Source organism: Microbacterium sp. bgisy203, from assembly GCF_965345155.1.
Taxonomy (GTDB): domain Bacteria; phylum Actinomycetota; class Actinomycetes; order Actinomycetales; family Microbacteriaceae; genus Microbacterium.
Window position 1 is genome coordinate 440,886 of sequence record NZ_CBDRLZ010000002.1, and the last position, 21,188, is coordinate 462,073.

At 71.3% G+C, this 21,188-nt stretch carries 22 protein-coding genes, 1 tRNA gene and 1 riboswitch; of the genes, 14 read left to right on the forward strand and 9 right to left on the reverse strand.

The genetic code is table 11. The features are described from left to right. Positions 1 to 106 precede the first annotated feature (106 nt). A complete protein-coding gene (locus ACRVYW_RS05360; protein ID WP_431802420.1) occupies positions 107 to 1,042 on the reverse strand; it encodes an alpha/beta fold hydrolase in 936 nt (311 codons plus the stop codon). 62 nt (positions 1,043 to 1,104) lie between these two features. Between ACRVYW_RS05360 and ACRVYW_RS05365 the strand changes: the two genes are divergently transcribed. The 3 genes from ACRVYW_RS05365 to ACRVYW_RS05375 are packed head-to-tail and all read left to right on the forward strand — an operon-like array spanning position 1,105 to position 2,928. Further along, positions 1,105 to 1,593, forward strand: coding sequence for a carboxymuconolactone decarboxylase family protein (locus ACRVYW_RS05365; RefSeq protein WP_431802422.1), 489 nt, complete (start codon positions 1,105 to 1,107; stop codon positions 1,591 to 1,593). Continuing rightward, positions 1,590 to 2,357 (forward strand): tyrosine-protein phosphatase, encoded by a 768-nt coding sequence (locus tag ACRVYW_RS05370; protein WP_431802424.1) that lies wholly within the window; start codon positions 1,590 to 1,592, stop codon positions 2,355 to 2,357. The genes ACRVYW_RS05365 and ACRVYW_RS05370 overlap by 4 nt, the downstream gene beginning before the upstream one ends. 34 nt (positions 2,358 to 2,391) lie before the next feature. Beyond that, entirely contained in the window at positions 2,392 to 2,928 is a 537-nt protein-coding gene (locus tag ACRVYW_RS05375; RefSeq protein ID WP_431802426.1) for an SIP domain-containing protein, read from the forward strand. 69 nt (positions 2,929 to 2,997) lie between these two features. Here ACRVYW_RS05375 and ACRVYW_RS05380 read toward each other — a convergent pair whose 3' ends face one another. From ACRVYW_RS05380 to ACRVYW_RS05395, 4 genes are all read right to left on the reverse strand, one after another. Then, positions 2,998 to 3,447, reverse strand: a complete 450-nt coding sequence (locus tag ACRVYW_RS05380) for a Fe-S oxidoreductase (RefSeq protein WP_431802428.1) — start codon at positions 3,445 to 3,447, stop codon at positions 2,998 to 3,000. Next, positions 3,444 to 4,262, reverse strand: coding sequence for an arginase family protein (locus ACRVYW_RS05385; protein WP_431802430.1), 819 nt, complete (start codon positions 4,260 to 4,262; stop codon positions 3,444 to 3,446). The genes ACRVYW_RS05380 and ACRVYW_RS05385 overlap by 4 nt, the downstream gene beginning before the upstream one ends. A 107-nt stretch (positions 4,263 to 4,369) precedes the next feature. Beyond that, positions 4,370 to 5,107, reverse strand: a complete 738-nt coding sequence (locus tag ACRVYW_RS05390) for a PspA/IM30 family protein (RefSeq protein ID WP_431802432.1) — start codon at positions 5,105 to 5,107, stop codon at positions 4,370 to 4,372. An 87-nt stretch (positions 5,108 to 5,194) separates the two neighbouring features. After that, positions 5,195 to 7,198 carry a TPM domain-containing protein gene (locus ACRVYW_RS05395; RefSeq protein WP_431802434.1) on the reverse strand — a complete coding sequence of 668 codons (2,004 nt, stop codon included), beginning with the start codon at positions 7,196 to 7,198 and terminating at the stop codon, positions 5,195 to 5,197. Positions 7,199 to 7,409: 211 nt separating this feature from the next. On the opposite strand from ACRVYW_RS05395, the gene ACRVYW_RS05400 reads away from it, so the two are divergent. The 4 genes from ACRVYW_RS05400 (at position 7,410) to ACRVYW_RS05415 (ending at position 10,387) form a co-directional block, all read left to right on the forward strand. Then, positions 7,410 to 8,252, forward strand: coding sequence for a DUF3097 family protein (locus tag ACRVYW_RS05400; protein ID WP_431802436.1), 843 nt, complete (start codon positions 7,410 to 7,412; stop codon positions 8,250 to 8,252). A gap of 34 nt (positions 8,253 to 8,286) precedes the next feature. Beyond that, positions 8,287 to 9,060: a tRNA (guanosine(46)-N7)-methyltransferase TrmB gene (gene trmB / locus ACRVYW_RS05405; RefSeq protein WP_431802438.1), complete on the forward strand. Its 774-nt coding sequence runs from the start codon at positions 8,287 to 8,289 to the stop codon at positions 9,058 to 9,060. After that, positions 9,057 to 9,944, forward strand: a complete 888-nt coding sequence (locus ACRVYW_RS05410; RefSeq protein ID WP_431802440.1) for a CPBP family intramembrane glutamic endopeptidase — start codon at positions 9,057 to 9,059, stop codon at positions 9,942 to 9,944. The genes trmB and ACRVYW_RS05410 overlap by 4 nt, the downstream gene beginning before the upstream one ends. A 47-nt stretch (positions 9,945 to 9,991) precedes the next feature. Further along, positions 9,992 to 10,056: riboswitch (guanidine-III (ykkC-III) riboswitch) on the forward strand. 10 nt (positions 10,057 to 10,066) lie between these two features. Next, on the forward strand, positions 10,067 to 10,387 hold the full coding sequence (locus ACRVYW_RS05415; RefSeq protein ID WP_431802442.1) for a DMT family transporter: 321 nt from the start codon (positions 10,067 to 10,069) through the stop codon (positions 10,385 to 10,387). Positions 10,388 to 10,534: 147 nt separating this feature from the next. Here ACRVYW_RS05415 and ACRVYW_RS05420 read toward each other — a convergent pair whose 3' ends face one another. The 4 genes from ACRVYW_RS05420 to ACRVYW_RS05435 all read right to left on the reverse strand — a co-directional run bounded on the left by ACRVYW_RS05420 (position 10,535) and on the right by ACRVYW_RS05435 (position 15,648). Then, positions 10,535 to 12,403 (reverse strand): glycosyl hydrolase family 18 protein, encoded by a 1,869-nt coding sequence (locus tag ACRVYW_RS05420; protein WP_431802443.1) that lies wholly within the window; start codon positions 12,401 to 12,403, stop codon positions 10,535 to 10,537. Positions 12,404 to 14,442: 2,039 nt separating this feature from the next. Beyond that, positions 14,443 to 14,640: a hypothetical protein gene (locus ACRVYW_RS05425; RefSeq protein WP_431802445.1), complete on the reverse strand. Its 198-nt coding sequence runs from the start codon at positions 14,638 to 14,640 to the stop codon at positions 14,443 to 14,445. Positions 14,641 to 14,784: 144 nt separating this feature from the next. Continuing rightward, positions 14,785 to 14,857, reverse strand: a tRNA-Arg gene (locus ACRVYW_RS05430). A gap of 29 nt (positions 14,858 to 14,886) precedes the next feature. After that, on the reverse strand, positions 14,887 to 15,648 hold the full coding sequence (locus ACRVYW_RS05435) for an SGNH/GDSL hydrolase family protein (protein WP_431802447.1): 762 nt from the start codon (positions 15,646 to 15,648) through the stop codon (positions 14,887 to 14,889). A 92-nt stretch (positions 15,649 to 15,740) separates the two neighbouring features. On the opposite strand from ACRVYW_RS05435, the gene ACRVYW_RS05440 reads away from it, so the two are divergent. The 7 genes from ACRVYW_RS05440 (at position 15,741) to argS (ending at position 21,185) form a co-directional block, all read left to right on the forward strand. Beyond that, on the forward strand, positions 15,741 to 16,616 hold the full coding sequence (locus tag ACRVYW_RS05440; protein ID WP_431802449.1) for a transglutaminase-like domain-containing protein: 876 nt from the start codon (positions 15,741 to 15,743) through the stop codon (positions 16,614 to 16,616). A gap of 56 nt (positions 16,617 to 16,672) precedes the next feature. Beyond that, on the forward strand, positions 16,673 to 17,374 hold the full coding sequence (locus ACRVYW_RS05445) for a hypothetical protein (RefSeq protein ID WP_431802452.1): 702 nt from the start codon (positions 16,673 to 16,675) through the stop codon (positions 17,372 to 17,374). Further along, positions 17,374 to 18,066, forward strand: a complete 693-nt coding sequence (locus tag ACRVYW_RS05450; protein ID WP_431802454.1) for a glycohydrolase toxin TNT-related protein — start codon at positions 17,374 to 17,376, stop codon at positions 18,064 to 18,066. Before ACRVYW_RS05445 ends, ACRVYW_RS05450 begins: the two co-directional genes overlap by 1 nt. Then, positions 18,063 to 18,359 carry a hypothetical protein gene (locus ACRVYW_RS05455; protein ID WP_431802456.1) on the forward strand — a complete coding sequence of 99 codons (297 nt, stop codon included), beginning with the start codon at positions 18,063 to 18,065 and terminating at the stop codon, positions 18,357 to 18,359. Before ACRVYW_RS05450 ends, ACRVYW_RS05455 begins: the two co-directional genes overlap by 4 nt. 36 nt (positions 18,360 to 18,395) lie before the next feature. After that, positions 18,396 to 18,710: a hypothetical protein gene (locus tag ACRVYW_RS05460; protein WP_431802458.1), complete on the forward strand. Its 315-nt coding sequence runs from the start codon at positions 18,396 to 18,398 to the stop codon at positions 18,708 to 18,710. A 35-nt stretch (positions 18,711 to 18,745) separates the two neighbouring features. Further along, positions 18,746 to 19,174, forward strand: a complete 429-nt coding sequence (locus tag ACRVYW_RS05465; protein WP_431802460.1) for a hypothetical protein — start codon at positions 18,746 to 18,748, stop codon at positions 19,172 to 19,174. Between the two features lie 343 nt (positions 19,175 to 19,517). Then, positions 19,518 to 21,185: an arginine--tRNA ligase gene (argS, locus tag ACRVYW_RS05470; RefSeq protein ID WP_431802462.1), complete on the forward strand. Its 1,668-nt coding sequence runs from the start codon at positions 19,518 to 19,520 to the stop codon at positions 21,183 to 21,185. Positions 21,186 to 21,188: the final 3 nt, after the last annotated feature.

The window sequence follows — 21,188 nt, forward strand, 5'->3', positions numbered from 1 at the left end:
AGCGCGCCCGTGGATTCGGTGCGTAGGACAGCCTAGGCGTGCGCGGCCCATGCGGGTGCACGGTGACGGTCATCCGCCGTCATGCACCGACGGTGGGGCTGTGGGTTCAGTCGTCCGCGACGTCCCCGACGAGGGCGGCGAGGGCGAACGGGAGCTCCTCCTGCACGTTGTGCCCGGCCGGGACGACCGCGATCGTCGCCTCCGGAACGCGGGCGCGGAAGTCGTCGGCATCCTTCGCCGTCACGAACCCGCGCTCGCCGCGCACGAGCGTGATCGGCGCCGTCACGGCCGCCAGATCCTCCCAGCCGGATGCCGCGAGCACACCCCGCAACGCCCGCTGATGCGCCTGGGCGGCGCCCGCGGCATCGGCATCCGCTGCGAGCGCGTTCGCGAGGTGCGCGAAGTGGTGCTTCCATTCGACGCGGCCGTCCTCGCGCACGCGCGAGTTGAGGAAGACCCCGCGGGCGGCGGACTCGCGCGAGCCGCCGAGCCCGAACGACACCGCGCGGTCGGTCAGCTCGTCGCGGCTCGCCCAGTCGGTGGGGCCGGCGAAGAACGCGGCGATCTGACGTGCGTCGCCGTCGGGATCGATGCCGGGGGTGATGTCGACGACGACGAGCTGCCGCACGAGCTCGGGGTGCGTGGCGGCGAGGGATGCCGCGGTCAGGCCGCCGAGCGACTGCCCGACGAGCACCTGCGGGGCATCCGTCCACTCCGCAAGGGCGCGGGCGACGTCCGGCGCGAGGGTCGCGGCGGTGTAGGAGCCGTCGGCGCGCCACGACGAGTCGCCGTGGCCCGGGAGGTCGACGGAGAGGGCGGGGCGTCCGAGCGCGAGGATCGTCGTGTCCCACGTGTGGGCGTTCAGGCCCGCGCCGTGGAGGAACGTGACCTCGGGGGAGGGGAAGGCGCCCGTCGCGGCGTCACCGTACTGGAGGGCGCTCACGGTGCGCCCGTCGGCCAGGGGGAAGCTCAGGCGGCGCACGGGCGGCACCGGTGCATCGATCGCGGCAGCCTGGGCGGGCAGGAAGGAGAACTCGTCCATCCCGCCATTGTGCGGCATTCGCCATCTGCCCGTGGGCGCGGTGGCCGCAATAGGCTGAGGGGATGAGCGAACGTCGTGTGCACCTCTCCCGATCGGCCCGGCCAGCCTACGACGCGCTGGAGGCCTTCTCGCAGACCGCCGGCGCGCTCGCCGCCGAAGCCGGCATCGACAACCGGATGAAGGAGATCGCGCTCATCCACTCGTCGCAGCTCAACGGCTGCGCCTACTGCGTGCGCATCCACGTCGACCGCGGCGTTGCGGCAGGACTCACCGCCGACGAGATCGCCCAGATCGCCACGTGGCGTGAGTCGGGCGTCTTCACGGCGCGCGAGCGCGCGGCGCTGGAGCTCGCCGAGAGCTACGTCTTCATCCATGAAGAGGGCATCCCCGACGACGTGTACGACCGCGTCGGAGGCATCCTGAGCGAGCAGGAGTACGTGGCGCTCAGCTGGACGCTCGTGGCGATCAACGCCTTCAACCGCATCACCATCGCGGGCAAGTATCCCGTGCCGCCGCGCAAGACCGACCACGCGGCGCACGCTCCGGCGTGAGCGACGCGGACGCCCGTCGGATCGCGGGCGCGCTGAACTTCCGCGACGTGGGCGTGCTGCCCGCGGCCGGCGGCGCGACGCGGCCCGGGGTGCTCTTCCGGTCGGGCAACCTCGCCCGCCTCGACGAGAACGACCGCGGCGCGCTGCGGGCCCTCGGCATCCGCCGCATCGTCGACCTGCGCGCCGACGACGAGGTCGCGTTCGAACCCAGCCTCCTCGACGGGCTCGACGTCGAGACCGTGCGGGCTCCGCTCTTCCTCGGCTCGACGGCATCCTTCTTCGCCGAGGATGTGCCGCTGCGTGAGATGTACCGCCTGCTCGTCGACACCGCGTCGGAGCGGATCGTCGAGGTCGTCCGCGCCGTCATCGGCGCGCAGCCGGTGCTCGTGCACTGCACGGTCGGCAAGGACCGCACGGGCGTGACGGTCGCACTCATGCTCGCGGCGGTCGGGGTGGACCGGGATGCCATCGTCGCCGACTACGCCCGCACCGAGACGCTCCTGCCCGCCGGTCGGAACGAACGCGTCGTCGCGTACCTCCGCAGTCGTCACCCCGAAGCGCAGCACATCGAGGAGCTCGCGACGCTCTCGCCCGCTCCCGTCATGCACGCCTTCCTCGACGACGTGACGGAGCGCTTCGGCTCGGCGGCCGGCTACCTGCGCGCGCACGGTGTCACCGAGGAGGAGCTCGTGCTGTTGCGCGCGGCGCTCATCGCTCCGAACGGCGATGCCGGCGGCGGCGGTGGGAACGCATCGAGTAGGTAAGGCTCGCCTAAACAGGGTCTATAGTGGAGGAATCATGTCCTCCTTGATCGAGTCCTCCGCCGGCGCCGCCGCGACGGCGACCCGCGCCGCGCACGACGCGTCAGCGTGCAAGGCGTCGCGTCACGCGCGCGTGCAGCAGCTCATCACGGCCGACGAGACCTCGCTCATCGAACTCGAGACGCTCGTCGCGACCCTGCCGATCTGCTCGACGGGACGTGTGTTCATCGAGGTGCCGGATGCCTCGTGGATCTTCGATCTCGCCGTTCCCGCCCGCATGATCGTGACGTGGCTCGACCGCTCGTCGCGCACCGGCGCGCCGGGCACGGGACGCGGCTGCGCGCCCGGTCAGGCGCTCGCCCGCGCCGTCACCGCGTGGGCCGACGAGATGCTGTGCGATGCCGACGCGCTGTGCGCGGAGAACTCCCGCGTGTGCGCCGGAGGTACGCGCATCCACCTGCTCGGCGGATTCCTCGGCACCGCCGACATCTTCGACCACCTCGTCGACGCGCTCGGCATCGACGCGTCGGTGGTCGCGACGCCGGAGCGGTTCGGCCTCACCGCCGCGCGCTGAGCCCGTGACCCGCTGAGGCGGCGGCGCGCTGAGCCCGTGACCCGCTGAGTCGACTGCCCGGTTCTCCGGTCAGCTCCCGCGCGGCACGTAGTTGCCGTCTTCGAGCCCGGCCATGATCTCGAACCGGTTGCGCAGCGGGTTGCGACCGGCGAGCAGGTACAGCACCGGCATGAGGAACCCGTACCTCCGCCACTGCCGGGCGTGCACCGCCTCGTGCCGCAGCACCGCGTCGGTCACGCGCGCGTCGCCGGTGAGGTAGCACCCGCCGACGCACACGCCGCCGCGACCGAACGTCCACCCCGGCATGCCGGTGAACACGTGGAGGCCCTCGCGGTGCTGGACCGGGCCCGTCGACCACAGACCGCCCCAGATCCAGCCGATCGCCGTGCCCCACCAGTACCCGACCCGGCTGATCGGCGAGTCGAGGAGAACCGGCGGGATCAGCCGGTCGAGCTTCTCGCCGCGAGCCACGGCGCGCTCGGCGCGGGCGCGCCAGCCTGGGGGCGGGGTCGCGATCACGCGAGCGCCCCGACGATCCGGAGGATCGTGCCGAGGTCGTCGACGGCGGCGGCCGGGGATGCCGGGGCGAAGCCCGACAGCGACCCACCGACGAGCGGCACCTCGGCGCGCAGGGCCCGCACCGCGGCCACCAGCTCATCGAGCGACAGGCCGAAGGGGACGGGCATGCCGAGGCCCGCCAGGACGGCGGGGTCGAGGACGTCGAGATCGACGTGGACGTAGACGGCATCCGCACCCGTGGCGGCGACGGCGGCCGCCAGCGCGCCGGGGTCGGCCAGATCGGTGACGGGAAGATGCGTGATCCCGAGGTCGGTCGCGGCGTCACGCTCGCCGTCGTCGAACTCCCGTGCCCCGACCAGGATGATGCGCTCGGCGGGCACCGCGCCGCTCCCCGGGAACGTGCCGGCCTCCGCCACGGCGCGCAGCGCCATCCCGCCGAACGCGCCCGAGGGCGAGCTGTCTGCGGTGTGCAGGTCGCCGTGCGCGTCGCACCACACGACCGCGAGGCGTTCGTGCCGTGCGGCGGCAGCGGCGATCGCCGGAACCGCGACGCCGCAGTCGCCGCCGATGACGAGCGCGGACTCCGCGGCATCGCCCTCATCGAGCGCGGCGCCGATCGCCGCGCTGACACGTTCGAGGGTGCTGAAGCGGCGGATGCCGGTGTCGAGCGCCTCTCCCGCCTCGGCGGGGACCTCGACCCGCACCGTGGAGGAGCGCGGCAGGTCCCCGGCGATCGCCTCGGCCCCGTCGATCAGCTGCATCGCGCGCGCGGACGGCGACCCCTGCCACTGCGGAACGACGACGAACCGCGTCATCCGGTCATCCTTTCCCGCGCGCTTGCGCGTGCTCCCGCACCGCGAAACCGCCCATATGTCACGTTCCCGTGCCGGGAAGCGTGCATATGAGCGGTCTCGCGGATGGATTACTGCTCGATCGCCGCGGTGGACGTGCCGCCGGTCTTCAGAGCGGCCAGGCGCGCCTCGACCTCGGTGAGCTCGCCCACGTCCTCCAGCTGGTTGAACTGCTCGTCGAGCGACGACGCCGCGATCTCCGCCTTGCCGGCGGCCAGGGCCTCCTGGCGACGGACCTTGTCCTCGAAGCGGCCGAGCTCGCTCGTCGGGTCGAGGACGTCGATCGACTTGACGGCGTCGTGGACCTTGTTCTGGGCCTCGGCGGACTTCGAGCGGGCGAGGAGCTCGGAGCGCTTCGACTTCAGCTGCTCGAGCTTCAGCTTCATGCCGTTGAGGCCGTCCTTGAGCTTGTCGACGACCTCGGTCTGCGCCGCGATGGTCGGCTCGATCGCCTTGGCCTCGTTCTCCTCGCTGATCTGACGCTGCAGGGCGATCTTGGCGAGGTTGTCGAACTTGTCGGCGTCGGTCGTGTTGCCCGTGCCGCGCAGCTCGTCGGCTTTGCGGCTGGCCGCGAGGGCCTTGCCGCCCCACTCGGACGCCGCGCGCACGTCTTCTTCGTGGTCGCGCTCGAGCAGGCGCAGGTTGCCGATCGTCTCGGCGATGGCCGACTCGGCGTCGGCGATTGAGTTGGTGTAATCGCGCACCAGCTGGTCGAGCATCTTCTGCGGGTCTTCGGCCGAGTCGAGGAGGGCGTTGATGTTCGCCTTCATCAGGGTGGAGATGCGGCCGAAGATGGACTGCTTTGCCATCGGATTTCCTTTCTTACGGAACATGGTGTCGAGATCTGGTCGGGGTCCGGGTCGGGTTCGAGGGGGTGGAACGAGCGGATGCCGGGGTCAGAAGCGTCCTCCGCCGCGGCGACTGCGGGTGCCGCCGCCGCCGAAGCTGCCGGGGCCGAGACCGCCGCCGCCCCCGCGGCTGTAGCCGCCGCCTCCGTATCCTCCGCCGCGGTTACCGCCGCCGTTCAGGAGCGAGTTGATGACGATGCCGCCGAGGACGGCGCCCATCATGTTGCCGCCCCCGCCGCCTCCGCCGCCGAACATGCCGCCGCCGGAGAAGGCGCCGACATCGTTCTGGGCGGACTGGATCGCCTGTGCGGCGAGATCGTTCGCGCGCTGGGCGTAGCCGAGGGCCTGCACCGGGTCGGTCTGCTGCAGTTGACGCGCCTGCACGAGCGAGGCGCCCGCTTCAGCGAGACGCGTGCGGGCCTCGGCGCCGATCGCGCCGCGACGCGACGTGATGAAGTCCTCGGCGGCCGACACCTGCCCCTGCGCCTGCGTCATCAGTGCGGCGAGCTGCTGGGAGGCCCGCTGCTGCTTCGCCTGCGCGTCGCGGACGCCCGCGAGCATCGTGTCGATCTGCTTGTTCGCCGCGTCGAGCCCCTCGAGGGCGTACAGCGGTCGCTTCTGGGTGCCGGCGAGCAGCCCCTTCGCCGCCTCGACCTGCTGCCGCGTCGAGGCGATCACCGGCGCGAGGCGCCCGTCGGGGTCGGGCATGGCGCTCGCGGCGGCGAGGTCCTGCTCGACGTCGGCGATGAGGGCCGCGGCATCCGTCTCGCCCTTCGCGAGGTCGGTGCCGAGCTTTCCGACCGCCTTCTGCAGGAGGTCGGCCTGGGCGACGGCATCCTCCGCCGCGCGGATGCTGACGGCGGCGGCCGCATTGTCGCCCTCGGCGATCTCCTGCTGCGCCATGCGCAGGCGCTCGTCGGCGAAGGTCAGCCGCTCGGTGGCCTGGGCGGGGTTGTCGACGATCGTCGCGAGGGCAGCCGGGGCGTAGGCCTGCTGCAGGGTCGCGAGGGCGGCCTCGGCCTGCTCCGGCGCACCCGTGAGGCCGCCGCGCAACGCCTGCACGCGCGCGAGCGCCTCGGGGGCGTTCTGCTCGAGACTGCGCAGCTCGTCGAAGTCCTTCGCCTTCTCATCGAGCTCGCCGTTGGCGTGGGTGCACAGGTCGACGATCTGCGCGTTCCACGCGCGGGTCTGCTCCTCGGTGTCGGGCGTCTCGTCGTCGAGCTGCTGCTTCAGCGAGAACGCCTGGTCGAGGTCGGTCCGGGCGTGCGCGAGCGCCTCGGCGAAGGCGGCCGTCGCCTCGTCGCCGAACTGCGCGCGGGCGAAGTCGAGCTCCTGCGCGCTCGTCTTGATGGCGTCGTCGGTCGCGACGAGGGCCGAGGCGGCACGCTTCGCGAGCTCGGCGGTCGACACGCCCGCGAGCGGATCGACGGGTCCGCCGGGTGCGGCGACCTGCCCCGTCTTCTTGCGCCGCGAGCGCACGACGATCCAGATGACGAGGGCCGCGAGCGCCACGAGGACGACGACCAGCAGGATGCCGAACACACCCGACCCGCCGCCGGAGCCGCCCGTACCGCCCGACCCGCCGCGCGCGGCGTCGGCGAGGCCGGCGGCGGCGGCCGTTGCGGCACCGGCCCAGTCGTTCGCCTCCAGCGCGGGGCCGATGCGCTGCTGCTCGATCGCGGTCAGCTGGTCTTCACCGACGGGGCCCTCGGAGTACCCCGAGAGGTAGAACGTCCGTCCGTCCGTCGCGATCGCGAGGAGATACTGGTTCGGGCCGAGTCCGTTGCGATCGGCGGTGTCGTTCGCCCACTGCTCGGGGTCGGTCGGGTTCGTGAACTCGGGAACGTAGACGACCCACAGATCGACGTTCGACGACGAGGCGGAGCGGAGCTCGGCATCCACGTCGCGTTCTTCGGAGGCCGACAGGACGCCGGACTCGTCGAGCACGCGCGTGCTGCCGAGCGAGAGGGGATCGGTCGCGACGGCGGCTGCGGCGCCGCCGAAGACGATCGCCACGGCTGCCGTGAGGGCCAGCACCAGACGCGCGCGCACAGACATCCCCTCCGGACCGGAATCGCTCCGGCTCTCGCCCCGATCCTATTGCGGGCGCCGCGAGCGGCGGTAGGGCGGATGCCGGGGTTCGGCCATCAGCGAACGCGAAGCATCGCCGTCCGCGCCGCCGGCCGCGCGGTGTCGGGGAGTGCGGGCGTTGCGCGCCGGCGTCGACGGCGGCTGCGGGTAACGTGACCGACTCGGAGGAAGCATGCATCACGACCCGACCGACCGCTACGGCGGCGACGTCCTCGCGGCGGGCTGGCGGAACGTCGGCCGCCCCGTCGTCACCAAGACCCCCGCGGAGCCGGGACTCGTCGTCGAGGTCGCCGGCGACGGCTTCTGCGGCGCCGTCACCCGCGTGCAGTCGGGGACGGTCGAGCTCGAAGACCGCGTCGGCAAGCGGCGCCTCTTCCCGCTCGGCGGTGGGTTCCTGATCGACGGCGCCCCCGTCGAGCTGGTGGTGGCCGCCACGGCATCCGCCGGGCGCGCGCGCACCGCCTCAGGGTCGTTCGCGGCCCCGGAGGCGCGTGCCCGGGTCGCCCGCGCGTCGCGCATTCTCGTCGAAGGTCGGCACGATGCCGAGCTCGTCGAGAAGGTGTGGGGCGACGACCTGCGCCACGAGGGGGTCGTCGTCGAGTACCTGCAGGGCGTCGACCTGCTCGACCAGGCGCTCGCCGCCGACCCACCGAGTCGCGAGCGGCGGTACGGCGTGCTCGTCGACCACCTCGTCCCCGGGTCGAAGGAGTCGCGCATCGCCGAGGCCGTCGCCCGCGGACCGCACGGCGCGCACGTGCGGATCGTCGGCCACCCGCACATCGACGTCTGGCAGTGCGTGCGGCCGGAGGTCCTCGGCATCCGTGCCTGGCCGGACGTGCCGCGCGGCATCGAGTGGAAAGTCGGCGTCAGCCGGGCGCTCGGCTGGCCGGCGCGCGATCAGGCGGACCTCGGACGTACGTGGCAGCGGATCCTCGGCGCCGTGAGGAGCTACCGCGACCTCGACCCCGCCCTCCTCGGCCGCGTCGAGGAGCTCATCGACTTCGTCACCGAGTAGTCAGCGAGTTGTGAACCGCCGGTAGCCTGGGAGGATGCCGGATGCCACGCCCGACGCCGCCCCCGACGCCACTTCCGGTACGGCGGACAGCGCGCCCCGCTACCGCGACAAGCCGGTCTCGTTCGTGCGCCGCAGCGGCCGGATGAGCGACGCGCAGGAGCGCGCCTGGAGCGAGCTCGCTCCGTTCTACGTCGTCGACGTCGAGCGCGGGGCCGCCGCGACGAGCATCCACCCCGACTCGACCGCCGATCCGGTGGTGCTCTTCGGGCGCGAGGCGCCCCTCGTCGTGGAGATCGGCTCCGGGCAGGGCCACGCGATCGTGCACGCCGCGTCGACGACCCCGGACACAGACTTCCTCGCCGTCGAGGTGTTCCGGGCGGGGCTCGCCCGCACGATGCTCGACGCCGACCGCGCGGGCGCGCGGAACCTCCGCCTCGTGGAGGCGAACGCCCCGGAAGTGCTCGAACACCTCCTTCCCGAGGGGAGCGTCGACGAGCTGTGGGTCTTCTTCCCCGACCCCTGGCACAAGGCGAAGCACACCAAGCGCCGCCTCATCGCCCCGGCCTTCCCGCCCCTCGCCGCCCGCGTCCTCCGCGACGGGGGCGTCCTCCGCCTCGCGACCGACTGGGAGGAGTACGCCCTCCAGATGCGCGAGGTGATGGCGGATGCCGCCGACTTCGCGCCGGCCTTCGAGGGCGACTGGGCCCCGCGGTTCGACCGGCGCACCATGACGGCCTTCGAGCGGAAGGGCATCGCGAAAGGCCGCGACATCCGCGACCTCGCCTATCGGCGCCTGCCGAGATCATGACGGCGCACGCCGGCGGCGCGGCGCACGCCGAGGCATCCGTCCGCCCCCTCCTCAGCTCGGACATCGTGCCGGCGCTGCTGGTCTGCCTCGCCGCACCCGCGCTGTTCGTCGCGCTGATCCCGTGGCTCGGATGGCTCCTGCTCGCCGCCGGCGTCGGCCTCGCGGCGATCGTCGAGCGCGGGGGCGTCTTCGACCGGCTCAGGGACGCGGCATCCGCGCCCTCGCTCACGCGCGACCTGTCGCTCATCGCGATCGGCATGCTGATCGTCAGCGCGATCTCGCTCGAGGCGAAGCTCGACACGGCGTCGATGATCCGGTTCACGATCGCCCTCGGCGGTGCCGTCGTCGTGCCGTACGCCCTGTCGCGATGGGTCTACCGCGACCGGGCGATCCGGTTCCCGTGGCGCGGGGGAGGGCGTTGGAGCGTGTGGCAGTGGGGGTGGCTCGTCGCGGTGCTTCTGCTCGCGTGGCTGATCCTGCCGTTCTACTTCATCTCGTCGGGCGTCTACCAGAACTGGCCCGTCGTCGACACGCCCGACCTCATCGCACGGCTCTTCGTGGGTGTCGGCGCCGTCGGCATCTGGGACGAGCTGTTCTTCATCTGCACCGTCTTCGCGCTCTTGCGTCGGCACGTCGCCGACCTGACGGCGAACCTCCTGCAGACGATCGTGTTCGTGTCGTTCCTCTGGGAGCTCGGCTACCGCGCCTGGGGTCCGGTGCTCACCATCCCGTTCGCGCTCCTGCAGGGCTTCATCTTCCTGAAGACCCGCTCGCTCGCATACGTGGTGACGGTGCACCTGCTCTTCGACGCCGTCGTCTTCGCCGTGCTCGTGCATGCCCACAACCCCGGGATGCTCGACGGGATCTTCCTCCTGACGCCCTGAGCGGGCAACGTGATCGGGCGTTGCCCAGGATGCCGCGATACGCTCGATCACGGACCTCGACAGGGTCCCCGGACGAGGGTTCAGTACCCGGTGAGCGACAAGACTGGCCGAAAGGTCACGCCATGTCGTGGGTCGTTCTCGTCCTCTCCGGTCTCCTCGAAGCCGTCTGGGCCACCGCGCTCGGCAAGTCGGAGGGCTTCACGAAGCTCGGGCCGTCGATCGTCTTCGCCGTCGCCCTCATCGCCAGCATGGGCGGACTCGCCTGGGCGATGCGCGACATCTCGACCGGCACCGCCTACGCCGTGTGGGTCGGCATCGGCGCATCGCTCACCGTCGCGTGGGCGATGATCTCGGGCGCCGAACCCTTCTCGATCGTGAAGACGCTCCTGATCCTCGGCCTCCTCGGCTGCATCGTGGGCCTCAAGCTCGTCGGCGACCACTGACGCGCCGCGGTCGCGGCGGCGAGAGGCCATTCGGCGCACGGGACGAGCACCGGAAGAGCACAAGCCGGAAATGCCGGATGCCCGACCCACGAGGGGCCGGGCATCCGGTGGGCGCCGTCGGGTCGGCGCCGTCAGGTCAGCGGCGGATCACTGTTTCGCCCACGGACCCCACTGCGAGGCGCCGGGGGTGTCGCCTTGCGTCCACCACTTGGCGGCGTAGGTGGCGCCGCCGTAGGTGACCTTGTCGCCCGCGACGTAGGCCCGAGCGGAGTTCCACGCGGGGGCGGTGCCGGGGTTCGTCCCCGGGTCTATGCCGCCGCCCGTGCAGCTGCCGGTGGCGAGCCACACGCCGCCCGATGCCGGGTTGTCGCCCTTCGTCCACCACTGCGCCTTGTAGACGGTGCCCTGGTAGCTGACCGTGTTGCCTCCGGTGTAGACGGTGTCGGCGCTCCACGCGGCCACCGAGCACGTGCCCGGGGTCGGGGTCGGGGTCGGGGTCGGGGTGGCCGTCGGGGTCGCCGTCGGAGTCGGCGTCGGCGTCGCGGTCGGGGTGGGTGTCGGTGTCGGGGTGGGTGTCGCCGTCGGAGTCGGCGTCGGGTTGACCGGGTCGGTCGACGGGCCGGTCTTCGCGGCGCGGAACTCGTCCGCAAGGGTGCCGATCAGCTCGTTGTTCCGGTCGCCCGAGAGCTCCCACCACATGCCGCCGCCGAGACCCTTGTCGACGATGTACTTCGCCTTCTGCTTCGTCGTCTGGGCGTTGTCGTACGACCACCACTGGTTGCCGTCATAGCGCCACGCGGCGCCGATCGAGGCGTCGTAGTTGTCGACGCCACGGGTCTTGAGCTTGTCGTAGTCCTCGTTGCCCGCCTCCCACGTGCCCGGGGCGGCACCGGTGGCGGCGCTCCACGGCGTCGTGGTCTTCACGCCCTGCCAGCCGCGACCGTACGCCGCGAGACCGATGCCGAGCTGCGACGGCTTGATGCCCGTCTTCAGGTATTCCCCCACGGCCTTGTCGACGCTGAACTGCTTGTTCGCGGGACGCGTGTCCTTCGGGTCGTCGTAGCGGTTGCCCTGGTGGCCGGTGAGTGCGGGGTCCCACGCGCCGTGCAGGTCGTAGCCCTGGACGTTGCCGAAGTCGAGGTCCTGGAAGATCGCGGGGTCATTCCAGCCGCCCGCCGCGATGTCCGCCGGGTTCGCGGGCAGGAACGCGCTCAGCTGATACGCCTTGCCCGACGTCTTCGAGTAGGCATCCAGCTGCGTGCGGAACTCCTTGATGAGCGCCTTGAAGTTGGCCTTGTCGCCCACCGGGTCGACGAAGTTGCCCTCGAGCCCGCTCGTCGTGCCGGGCCACTCCCAGTCGAGGTCGAAGCCGTCGAAGACGCCGGCGGCCGAACCGGGGCCGCCGCGTCCGTCGATGACGGGGAGGTTGCCCTTGATGAACATGTCGATGCAGCTGGAGACGAACTTCTTGCGCGACGCGTCGGTGGCGGCGGCCTTCGAGAAGTTCTTCGACCAGGTCCACCCGCCGATCGACATCATGACCTTGAGGTTCGGGTGCTTGGCCTTGAGCTGCTTGATCTGGTTGAACGAGCCGGCGAGCGGCTGGTCCCACGTGTCGGCGGTGCCCGAGACAGAGGTCGCCGCGGAGTAGCCCATGCCGTAGTCGGCCCACGCGTCGCCGGCGCCGTCGGAGCCGTTCGGGCCGGTGCCCTGCGCCTTGTTGGCCTCGAAGCACGTGAGGCTCTGGTGGTGGATGTTGGCGAACGAGTAGTTGATGTGCGTGAGGTCGGCGGCGGCGCCCGAGCGGTCGAGCTGGCGCAGCGTGAAGTCGCGTCCGTAGACGCCCCACTGGGCGAAGTAGCCGACGTTGCGGTAGCCGTTGATGCCGGGCGCAGGGTCCGCGGCGGCTGCCGACGCCGTCGCGACGCCGACGAGCCCGCCGACGGCGAGCGCCGTCGTGGCCACCGCGGCGGCGAGGCGATGGAGGCCGCGTCGCGGCCGGGGGTGTGTGGACATCTCGATCCTTCTGGATTCGACCACACCGACGGCTCGTCGAGGCCGGGAAGGGGCAGTCCGGCGTCGGCGGGGGCGATCGCCTCGTCGGCGGCGAGGGCCAGGAGCGTGCCCGCCTCGGTCATCCGGCCGCCGAGGTAGGCGACGATCGCCCGGTCGACGAGCAGTCCCGCGCGCAGCGGACGCGACTGCGGGGTCGGGTGCGCGGCATCGAGCGCGATCGTCGTCTCGAGGGGGACGCCGTCGGTCACGGCGTCCAGGCGCCGTGCGAGGGCGACGGCGAGCCCCCCGAAGACGAGTCCCACCGGCACCGTCGCGGCGGCATCGGCGAGTTCGGCACGCGCCCGGGCGAGCTGGCCCTCCCAGAACAGGACGAGCGCGATCGCGACGCGGCGGTGGGCTTCGAGCAGCGGTGCGGTGCGGGGCTGGTCGAGCGTCGTCGGTGTCGGTCCGACGGTGCCCAGCGTCGTCCCCACCGTGCCGTGCAGCATGCCGAGCGCCGCGTCGGCGCGGTCCGCGCGGGCGTGCTGGAGCGCCGTCGCGATCCGCGACAGGTGCGAGGCGGTCCACGATCCTTCGGCCCGCTCGGCGGCGGGCGCGTCCACCGCCTCCGGGGGCACACCGAACACGAGGCACCACCGGCGAGCCTCGGCGAGAGGCGCCGGCTCCTCGCCGAGCGCGTCGGCGGTGGCGGCCGGGTCGGCGTACGACGCGAGGCGTTCGGCCACGGAGAGCATCGCCGCCGCGTCGGCGACGTGCCCGCGCTCGGCGTGCAGCTGCGCCGCGGCGCACACGGCCTCCAGCAGACCCGGATCGGGTGCGGTGCGCGGCGCGTCGTCGCTCATGAGCGGTGCGATGAGGCGGGCGATGTCGGCATCCGGCACGCTTCCGTCGCGCAGCGCCACGGCCCACACGTACGCGGGGAGGGCGGCGGCGGCCACCTCGCCCCCCGCGGCCACGGGAGCGTGCAGCCACGCGGTCGCATCCTCGACAAGGCCTGCCGCGACGGCCGCGCGGCCCGCCAGCACGTGGGCGCGCAGGCGCGTGTCGCCGGGAGCGTGGCTCGCCGCCTCGCGCGCGACCGCGTGCGCCCACTCCGCTGCGCCCGACTGGAGCGCGTGTGCGGCGAGGGAGAGGAGTGCCGGGGTCAGCGCCGCGTCGCCCTCGAGCGTGCTGAGCGAGGTGTGCCACGTCGCGAGCCCGTCATCGCCGGCGGCCCGGTAGGCCGCCCCGAGCCGTGCATGCACGTCGGTGCGCTCGCCGAGGCTCGCGGCGCTGTGCAGGTACGCCCGCACGCGCGGGTCGAGGAACGACAGGCGACCCGCCGCGAAGGTGAGCAACGGCGGGGTGGGGGAGGCCAAGGCATCCGCCAACGTCGTCTCGGCGGCGGCGAGGGCGACGTCGACGCGTCCATCGACGCTGACGGCCGCGGTCAGCAGCAGCCGGCGATCACGCTCGTCGAGCGCTGCGACCGTGTCGCCGACGGCGTCGCGCACGGCGCGGACGGCGGGGAGCGGGTCGGGCAGTGCCGACAGGCCCGCGCGCTGGGCGGGGGAGAGCAGCGCCGCGACCTGCGCGATGGCCGCCTGATCGCCGCAGAGGGCGGCGTGCAGGCGGGATGCGACGTGGGGCGCTACGCGGTCTCCGTTGCGCTGGAGCAGTCGGAGCACTGCGTCGATATCGCGGGCGTCGACGTCACGGGCATCGAAATAGCGGGCGTCGAACTCGTGGGCCCGGGGAGAACTCGTCTCCGTCACCTACCGCACCTCCTCGAAGTCCCCATCGGCCCCAGTGCCGGTTATGTTACCAACCCTTACAAAGTCAGGGAACCACCTGAGTGTTGCGTCTGTGTGTCGGCGCGGACGCAGTTCGGTGACGACTGGGATCCGCCCCGGGCGACGACTGGGATCCGCCCCGGGCGATGTCGCGGATTCGGACATGGTGCGCGGATTCGGATGCCTGGGCCTGCGGCATCCGAATCTGTCGCGGATCTCCGAATCCGCGACGACGTGTGCGGGGTGTCGACGAGGCGTGTGGGCGGGTCAGAGTCCGGCGAGGAGCGCGGGGCCGAAGACCACGGCGGCGGCGAGTGGGACGACGAGCAGCGCCAGGGCGGCGAGGCCGATCGCGACGATCACGCCGGCCACCGACAGTACGGCGGCCCCGCCCGTCGACACGCGGTCGCGCAGTGGCGTCCGGCGTCGTCTCGATGCGGGGAGGGAGATGCTCGCGGTGACCATGCTTCGACGCTACGAAGAGGGGATGCCGCGGCACATCGCCCCCGCGGTGGATGCGCGTCCGCCGGAAGGATGATCCTCGCGCGTCACGCCCACCCGGCCGAAGACGCGCTGCGCGCGCGGGAGAACGGCGTTCGGTCTTGCTTGTGCCCCCGACAGGAATCGAACCTGCGACCTTTGGTACCGGAAACCAACGCTCTATCCCCTGAGCTACGGAGGCGTACCGATCGAGGTTATCACCCGGCGCTGTTACCCCGTGACGGCGGCGACCGCCGCCGCGAGCCGCTCGGCGAGGTAGCGGTGGCCTTCCGTGGAAGGGTGGTTCCGCGCCAGGTCGCTCGTGTCGATGACGGAGAGATAGTTCTCGGGCGTGATCCAGTTCTCCTCGATGGGAGACACGTACCACCAGCCGCGATCGGCGGCGGCGGCGCGCAGGTCGCGGTCGATCCGCGCCGTCGCACGCTCGACGGGGAGCACCTGGGGCGCAGGGCCGAGGATGACGAACTGCGCGCGCGGGTAGGTGGCGGCCAAGGCATCCCACGCGGCATCCACGGCGGCGCGGTATCCGGTCGCCGGCAGGCGCCGATCATTGATCGACCCCTGCACGATGATCAGGTCGGGATCGATCGCCGGATCGAGGGCGGCGATGCGGTCGCCGAAGTCGGGGCCGTCGAGCCCGGGTTTGACGTAGCCCGAGCCGCGCACGCCGTTGACCACGGTGGTCCAGCCCGCGATGTCCGCCACGATGTACGCGTAGCCGAGGGTGGGATCGGATGCCGCGGAACCGTACGTCCACGAGTCGCCGAAGATCAGCACGGTGGGGTGGTCGGGAAGGTCGAGCTTCGCCGGCTGCGAGGGGACGACGGCCCCGCCCTCACCCGCGGCGACGATCGCCTCGGGGGTCGCCCAGGGGCGCCAGATCGAGATGCTCACGACCGCAGCGACGGCCACGGCGAGCAGCGGAAGAACCCATGCGCGACGCCGCCTCGGGGACGGTCGGACGGCACGCATGCGTCGAGGGTAAGTCACGCCGGGCCAGATCGCGAAGAGCGGGTGTGGACAACCGTCACGAGGCATCCCTTCGGGCATGCGAGGATACTTCGGTGCAACGCATCGTGACCGCCGAACTCGACCTGGATCTGGGGTCCTCCGTCGACCTCATCTTCCAGATCGCGGCGGCCCAGCCGGCGCCCGTCGTGCGCGAGGAGCTGACCTTCACGCAGGGCGATCGCGTGTACACGCCGAACGAGATCGTCGACCAGTCGGGGAGCCGCCTGCACACCCTCCGCGGAGAGGGCGGCCCGCTCGCGGTGCGCTACGAAGCGGTCATCGACGGGCACGTCGCGCAGCGCTCGACGAGCGATCTCGAGGCCATCACCTACCTGCGCCCGAGCCGCTACTGCCAGTCCGACGAGGTGTTCTCGCAGGCACGGCGCCAGTTCCGCGGGCTGCAGGGCGTCGAGCTCATCACCGCGGTCAGCGAGTTCGTCGCGACGAGCACGACCTACACTCCCGGTCTCAGCCAGGGTACCGACTCGGCCGTGACGACCCTCATGACCGGGCAGGGAGTGTGCCGCGACTACGCGCACGTCGTCATCGCCCTGCTGCGCGCCATGGACATGCCGGCGCGCTACGCCGCGTGCTTCGCGCCGGGTCTTCGCCCGATGGACTTCCACGCCGTCGCCGAGGCGTACCTCGACGGGTCGTGGTACGTCATCGACGCGACGCGTCTGGCGAACCGCCGCTCGCTCGTCCGCATCGCGACGGGCCGTGACGCGGCCGACTGCGCGTTCCTCAGCTACCACGGCGGCCACGTGGGCCTGAAGCGCATGCACGTCGACGCGATCGTCGTACCCGACTCGGCATCCGATGTGGCGGTGCAGGGTGTGGCGCTGCAGGATGTGGCGATGCAGGATGCCGTCGCCGCGGCATCCGATCCCGCGCACGACGACCTGGCCGACCTCGTCCAGCTCGCGTGACGTCGTCGCGGACCACTATTGTCGAGTCCGATTGCTGAGGAGGCTTCGCTGTGGGCATGATGCTGCCGAACGAGCTCGTGTGGGTGATGGAGAAGCTCGGATTCGAGTGGCCCGACATCGATGAGGACGAAGTCTCGAAGGGCGCCGCGCTCGTTCGCACCTTCGGGTCCGACCTCGAGAGCGTCATCCAGTCGGTCGACCGGCAGATGAACGGCCAGTTCGGCGAGGCGATGCGCGGCAAGACGGGGCCTGCGACGGTCGCCGCGTGGAACGCGAACCGGTCGATGAACCTGCAGCAGCTCGTCGACATCCTGCCTCCTGCCGCGGCCGCGATGGACATCGGCGCGGGAGCGATCACGGCGCTGAAGGTCAAGGTGATCGTCGATGTCACGTCGACCCTCGTCGCGCTCGTCGCGATGCTCACGAACCCGGTCACCGCGCTCGGAGCGGGTCCGATGCTGCTGCTCAAGAAGAAGCTGCTGAACGCCGCCGTCGACATCGCGGTCGAACAGCTCATCGGTCAGCTCGCACCGATGGCGATCGAGCCGCTCGCCGAGCAGCTGCCCGCCGTGCTCGACGCGATCCTCGACGCGCCGCTCGTCGAGGGCGCGGTCGGCGACACCGACGAGTTCTACGCCGACCTCGCCGCGCTCGAAGACGCGCAGGCCACGATGAAACTCCACAGCACCGACATCCAGACGCTGACGTCGACGTTCTTCGCCGAGTTCTCGGCACTCGATTTCGGAGGGGATGCCTGATGAGCGCCATCAAGCCGATCTTCCGCGAGCTCAAGGATGCCGCCCTGAAGGGCTTCGGCGCCCTCAAGCACAAGCTGCACCAGTTCGCCGACGCGCTCGACGGCCACGCCGACGACGTGATCCGGCGGGTTCGGGGTCAAGACCACCTCGACGCGCCCGGGAGCTCGCGAGGTGTGTCGGCGGGTGAGACGGACGAGCTCGTGCCCCGACCCGAGTGCCTCGACGGCGCGGGCAATATCGACTGGAGTCAGGCCCCCGGAAACGGATTCCGCCTGGACGCCGACGGCAACCCGATCACACGCGATCACGTGCCGGATGCGGGCGACCGATTCGATCGGTATGGCGATGAGCGGGGGCGCTATGTGTCACCCGTACCGGAGGACGGACCGTTCTCGTTCGACAGTCGATCGCTGCCCTACCAGGAGAATCCGAACGCGTATCACCAATACGAGTGGTCGCATTCTCCTTCAGACGTGCAGGCTGTCTACAGCGGCCTTGACGACGTGACCCGCGCCTCCGTCGACGCAGACCTCGCCAAGTACGGACTCGAGGTCGGCGATCTCGCGCATGTCACCCGCGGCGAGGCCGCGCCGATCCCCGCCTGGGGCACCGCAGGCGGCGCAACACAGGATCTGCTGCCTGCGAGTGTCGCCCTGCTGAAGGATATGGGCATGATCGTGGAGGTCCGATGAACGTCGATGAACTGATGCAGGTGGTCCGGAACGAGCGGCTTGATGCGCCCGTGCTCTACGGGGCGGGGCAGCCTGGCCTCGACGATGTCGTCGTCCGAAGCGACGACGGCCGCTGGCGCGTGTACCTCTCCGACGAGCGGGGCGAGCCCTTCGCTGCAACTCTCAGAGAGTTCGCGAATGAATCCGACGCGCTCCAATACGCATTGCAGAAGCTGCGTCAGGTCTCGGCCGCGCGCGTCGCAAAGGCGGCACTCCGCGCGAAGCAAGCCGCCGACGGGAATACGGCGACGTAGACGTCTGCGGTCAGCCCCCGCGAGGGTTCCGACAGAGTGACCGCGCGCGACTCTCCCACTGATGAACTGCTGAGTGGAGCCGTGATCGCGCACCTGGGAAAGGGAAGGTCCGCCTTTCCGGTGAGTGACGACGAGGCCGTCCTTCGACTGGCCGGCGATCACGGGGCGGACGTGCTGCAACGGGTCAGCGAGCTCGAGGACGAGATGATGGCCGTGGGGATCGATTGGGATCAGTTCAGCCTCACCGAAGGCGGCGATCAGGCGAGGAGCGTCCTCGCGGACCGGCATCCGGAACTCTCACCCGCCGCGCTCGATGCGTTGCGGTGGATGTTCACATACAACTGGCGCTGATATCGCCGGCCGCAGCGGCCCGATAACCTGACACGATGCTCAGCAATCCGCAGGTCGTCGAGGCCTCTTCCGACGCACGGCCTGCGAGCGCCGTCGTGTCGTGGCTCTATCGCGACGGACTGTGGCGCGTATCGATCGTCTCTCCGGCATTCGGGCGGTTCGAGGCCTCGGCGGATGACGCGTTCGAGGCGCTCTGCCGCGTGCGCGAGGAACTCGATGCGGGCGGCTGGCGCGTGGGTGTCGCCGGCGCACAGTCGAACGTCTGGCCGAGCGGTATGGCTCGTGACCAGGGCGGCGGGCTCACGGCGTACCGGATGACCGAGGACGGTGTCGTCGGTGTCGTGGACACGTTCGCGCCGGTCGATCCCGCCACGACGGTGCCGGTCGCCGAGCAGCGGCGGGAGGCGGACCGGCTGCTCGCCGCAATCGCTCGCCGAGGGGCGACGGGCGCAGGGGAGCCGTGATCGGCGACATCGATCTCAGCGAGGCGATCATCGTGTCCCTCCGGAACTATCCGGGGCGCAACGAGATCGAGTTCCGGACCTCCGTGAGCCCGCCCTGAGGAATCTCGGGAACGACGTCACGTATCTCGTCCGCTGAGCGGTCGCTCCAGGGGGCGGTGAGGGCGACGCGGGGGTGAGGCGGACCAGTCGTATGGGCCGTGGGGCGGTGTTGCCTCGTGAGCAACGGGAGACGACACCAGCCCCACCGGTCATACGACGGAACCGCACTCGCGGCTCATCGCTCGCGCCGCGGGGCCTCACCGCAGAGGAGCGCGGGTCCCTGCGCCCGTAGACTTGACGGGTTATGAATCCTGACGCCCTCTCCGAAGCCCTGCTCGCCGTCATCGCGCCGCTCGCCGAGGCGCGACGCGAGGGCTCGAGCGCGCATCTGACCTCCGCCGACCTGCCGTTGGAGCGTCCGCGCAACCGCGACCACGGCGACTGGGCGTCGAACGCGGCGCTCAAGCTCGGCAAGGCCGTCGGGGCGAACCCGCGCGAGTTCGCGCAGGAGATTGCTGACGCCCTCGCCCAGACCCCGGGCATCGCGTCGGTCGAGGTCGCCGGCCCCGGCTTCATCAACATCCGACTGGATGCCGCCGCCGCCGGCGCCCTCGCGAAGACGATCGTCGAGGCGGGCGCGGCCTACGGTACGAACGACTCCCAGCGTGGCCAGTCGATCAACCTCGAGTTCGTCAGCGCCAACCCGACGGGTCCGATGCACATCGGGCACACGCGCTGGGCGGCCCTCGGAGACGCGATCGCGCGCCTGCTTCTCGCGAGCGGGGCGACCCTGGTCCGCGAGTTCTACATCAACGACGCGGGCGCCCAGATGGACCGGTTCGGCCGGTCGGTGCTCGCCTCGATCAAGGGTGAGCCGACGCCCGAGGACGGCTACCCCGGCTCGTACATCGACGACCTCGCGCGTCGCGTGCAGGCGGAGCTGCCCGGCATCCTCGACCTCCCTCTCGACGAGCAGGAGGTGCAGGCACGCGACCGCGCCTATGCACTGCAGCTCGCCGACCTGCAGGAGTCGCTCGTCAAGTTCAACGTCCACTTCGACGTCTTCTTCAGTGAGCGCGAACTGCACGCGAAGGGCGCTGACGGCGAGCCGAGCCTCGTCGACGAAGCGGTCGACCGCTTGCGGGCGCAGGGTTACGTCTTCGAGGACGAGAACGCCGTGTGGGTGCGCACGACCGCGTTCGGCGACGACAAGGATCGCGTGATCCGCCGCTCGAACGGCGAGTACACGTACTTCGCCGCCGACGCCGCGTATTACCTGAACAAGGGCGACCGCGGCTTCCGGCACAAGATCTATCTGCTGGGCGCCGACCACCACGGTTACGTGCACCGGCTGAAGGCGCTCGCCGGCGCCGCGGGCGACGACCCCGATAAGGACATCGAGGTGCTGATCGGGCAACTCGTGTCGGTCAACGGCGCGCGTCTGTCCAAGCGTGCCGGCAACATCATCGAGCTCGACGACCTGCGCGACTGGCTCGGCACCGACGCGCTGCGGTACTCGCTCGCGCGGTACCCGGCCGATTCGCCGTTGACGCTCGACCCCGAGATCCTCACGAAGCGCACGAACGACAACCCCGTCTTCTACGTGCAGTACGCTCACGCGCGTACGCACAACGTCGCCCGGAACGCCGCGACGGCGGGCGTCGACCGCTCGGCCTTCGCGCCGGAGCTTCTCACCCACGAGACGGAGAGCGCGCTCCTGGGCGCGCTGCAGGAGTTTCCGCGCATCGTCGCGTACGCCGCCGAGGTGCGCGAGCCGCACCGTGTCGCCCGCTACCTCGAAGAGCTCGCGAGCCTCTACCACCGGTGGTACGACACCTGCCGCGTGACGCCGCTCGGCGACGAGGAGGTCACCGACCTTCACCGCACGCGCCTGTGGCTGAACGACGCGACCGGGCAGGTGCTCCGCAACGGCCTCGACCTGCTCGGCGTCAGCGCGCCCGAGCGCATGTGACCG

Bases quoted from the DNA above. Each gene is read 5' to 3' on its own strand.
- ACRVYW_RS05360 (WP_431802420.1), bottom strand. From the start codon at position 1,042: ATGGACGAGTTCTCCTTCCTGCCCGCCCAGGCTGCCGCGATCGATGCA.
- ACRVYW_RS05365 (WP_431802422.1), top strand. From the start codon at position 1,105: ATGAGCGAACGTCGTGTGCACCTCTCCCGATCGGCCCGGCCAGCCTAC.
- ACRVYW_RS05375 (WP_431802426.1), top strand. From the start codon at position 2,392: ATGTCCTCCTTGATCGAGTCCTCCGCCGGCGCCGCCGCGACGGCGACC.
- ACRVYW_RS05385 (WP_431802430.1), bottom strand. From the start codon at position 4,262: ATGACGCGGTTCGTCGTCGTTCCGCAGTGGCAGGGGTCGCCGTCCGCG.
- ACRVYW_RS05390 (WP_431802432.1), bottom strand. From the start codon at position 5,107: ATGGCAAAGCAGTCCATCTTCGGCCGCATCTCCACCCTGATGAAGGCG.
- ACRVYW_RS05400 (WP_431802436.1), top strand. From the start codon at position 7,410: ATGCATCACGACCCGACCGACCGCTACGGCGGCGACGTCCTCGCGGCG.
- trmB (WP_431802438.1), top strand. From the start codon at position 8,287: ATGCCGGATGCCACGCCCGACGCCGCCCCCGACGCCACTTCCGGTACG.
- ACRVYW_RS05410 (WP_431802440.1), top strand. From the start codon at position 9,057: ATGACGGCGCACGCCGGCGGCGCGGCGCACGCCGAGGCATCCGTCCGC.
- ACRVYW_RS05415 (WP_431802442.1), top strand. From the start codon at position 10,067: ATGTCGTGGGTCGTTCTCGTCCTCTCCGGTCTCCTCGAAGCCGTCTGG.
- ACRVYW_RS05420 (WP_431802443.1), bottom strand. From the start codon at position 12,403: ATGTCCACACACCCCCGGCCGCGACGCGGCCTCCATCGCCTCGCCGCC.
- ACRVYW_RS05425 (WP_431802445.1), bottom strand. From the start codon at position 14,640: ATGGTCACCGCGAGCATCTCCCTCCCCGCATCGAGACGACGCCGGACG.
- ACRVYW_RS05435 (WP_431802447.1), bottom strand. From the start codon at position 15,648: ATGCGTGCCGTCCGACCGTCCCCGAGGCGGCGTCGCGCATGGGTTCTT.
- ACRVYW_RS05445 (WP_431802452.1), top strand. From the start codon at position 16,673: ATGATGCTGCCGAACGAGCTCGTGTGGGTGATGGAGAAGCTCGGATTC.
- ACRVYW_RS05450 (WP_431802454.1), top strand. From the start codon at position 17,374: ATGAGCGCCATCAAGCCGATCTTCCGCGAGCTCAAGGATGCCGCCCTG.
- ACRVYW_RS05455 (WP_431802456.1), top strand. From the start codon at position 18,063: ATGAACGTCGATGAACTGATGCAGGTGGTCCGGAACGAGCGGCTTGAT.
- ACRVYW_RS05465 (WP_431802460.1), top strand. From the start codon at position 18,746: ATGCTCAGCAATCCGCAGGTCGTCGAGGCCTCTTCCGACGCACGGCCT.
- argS (WP_431802462.1), top strand. From the start codon at position 19,518: ATGAATCCTGACGCCCTCTCCGAAGCCCTGCTCGCCGTCATCGCGCCG.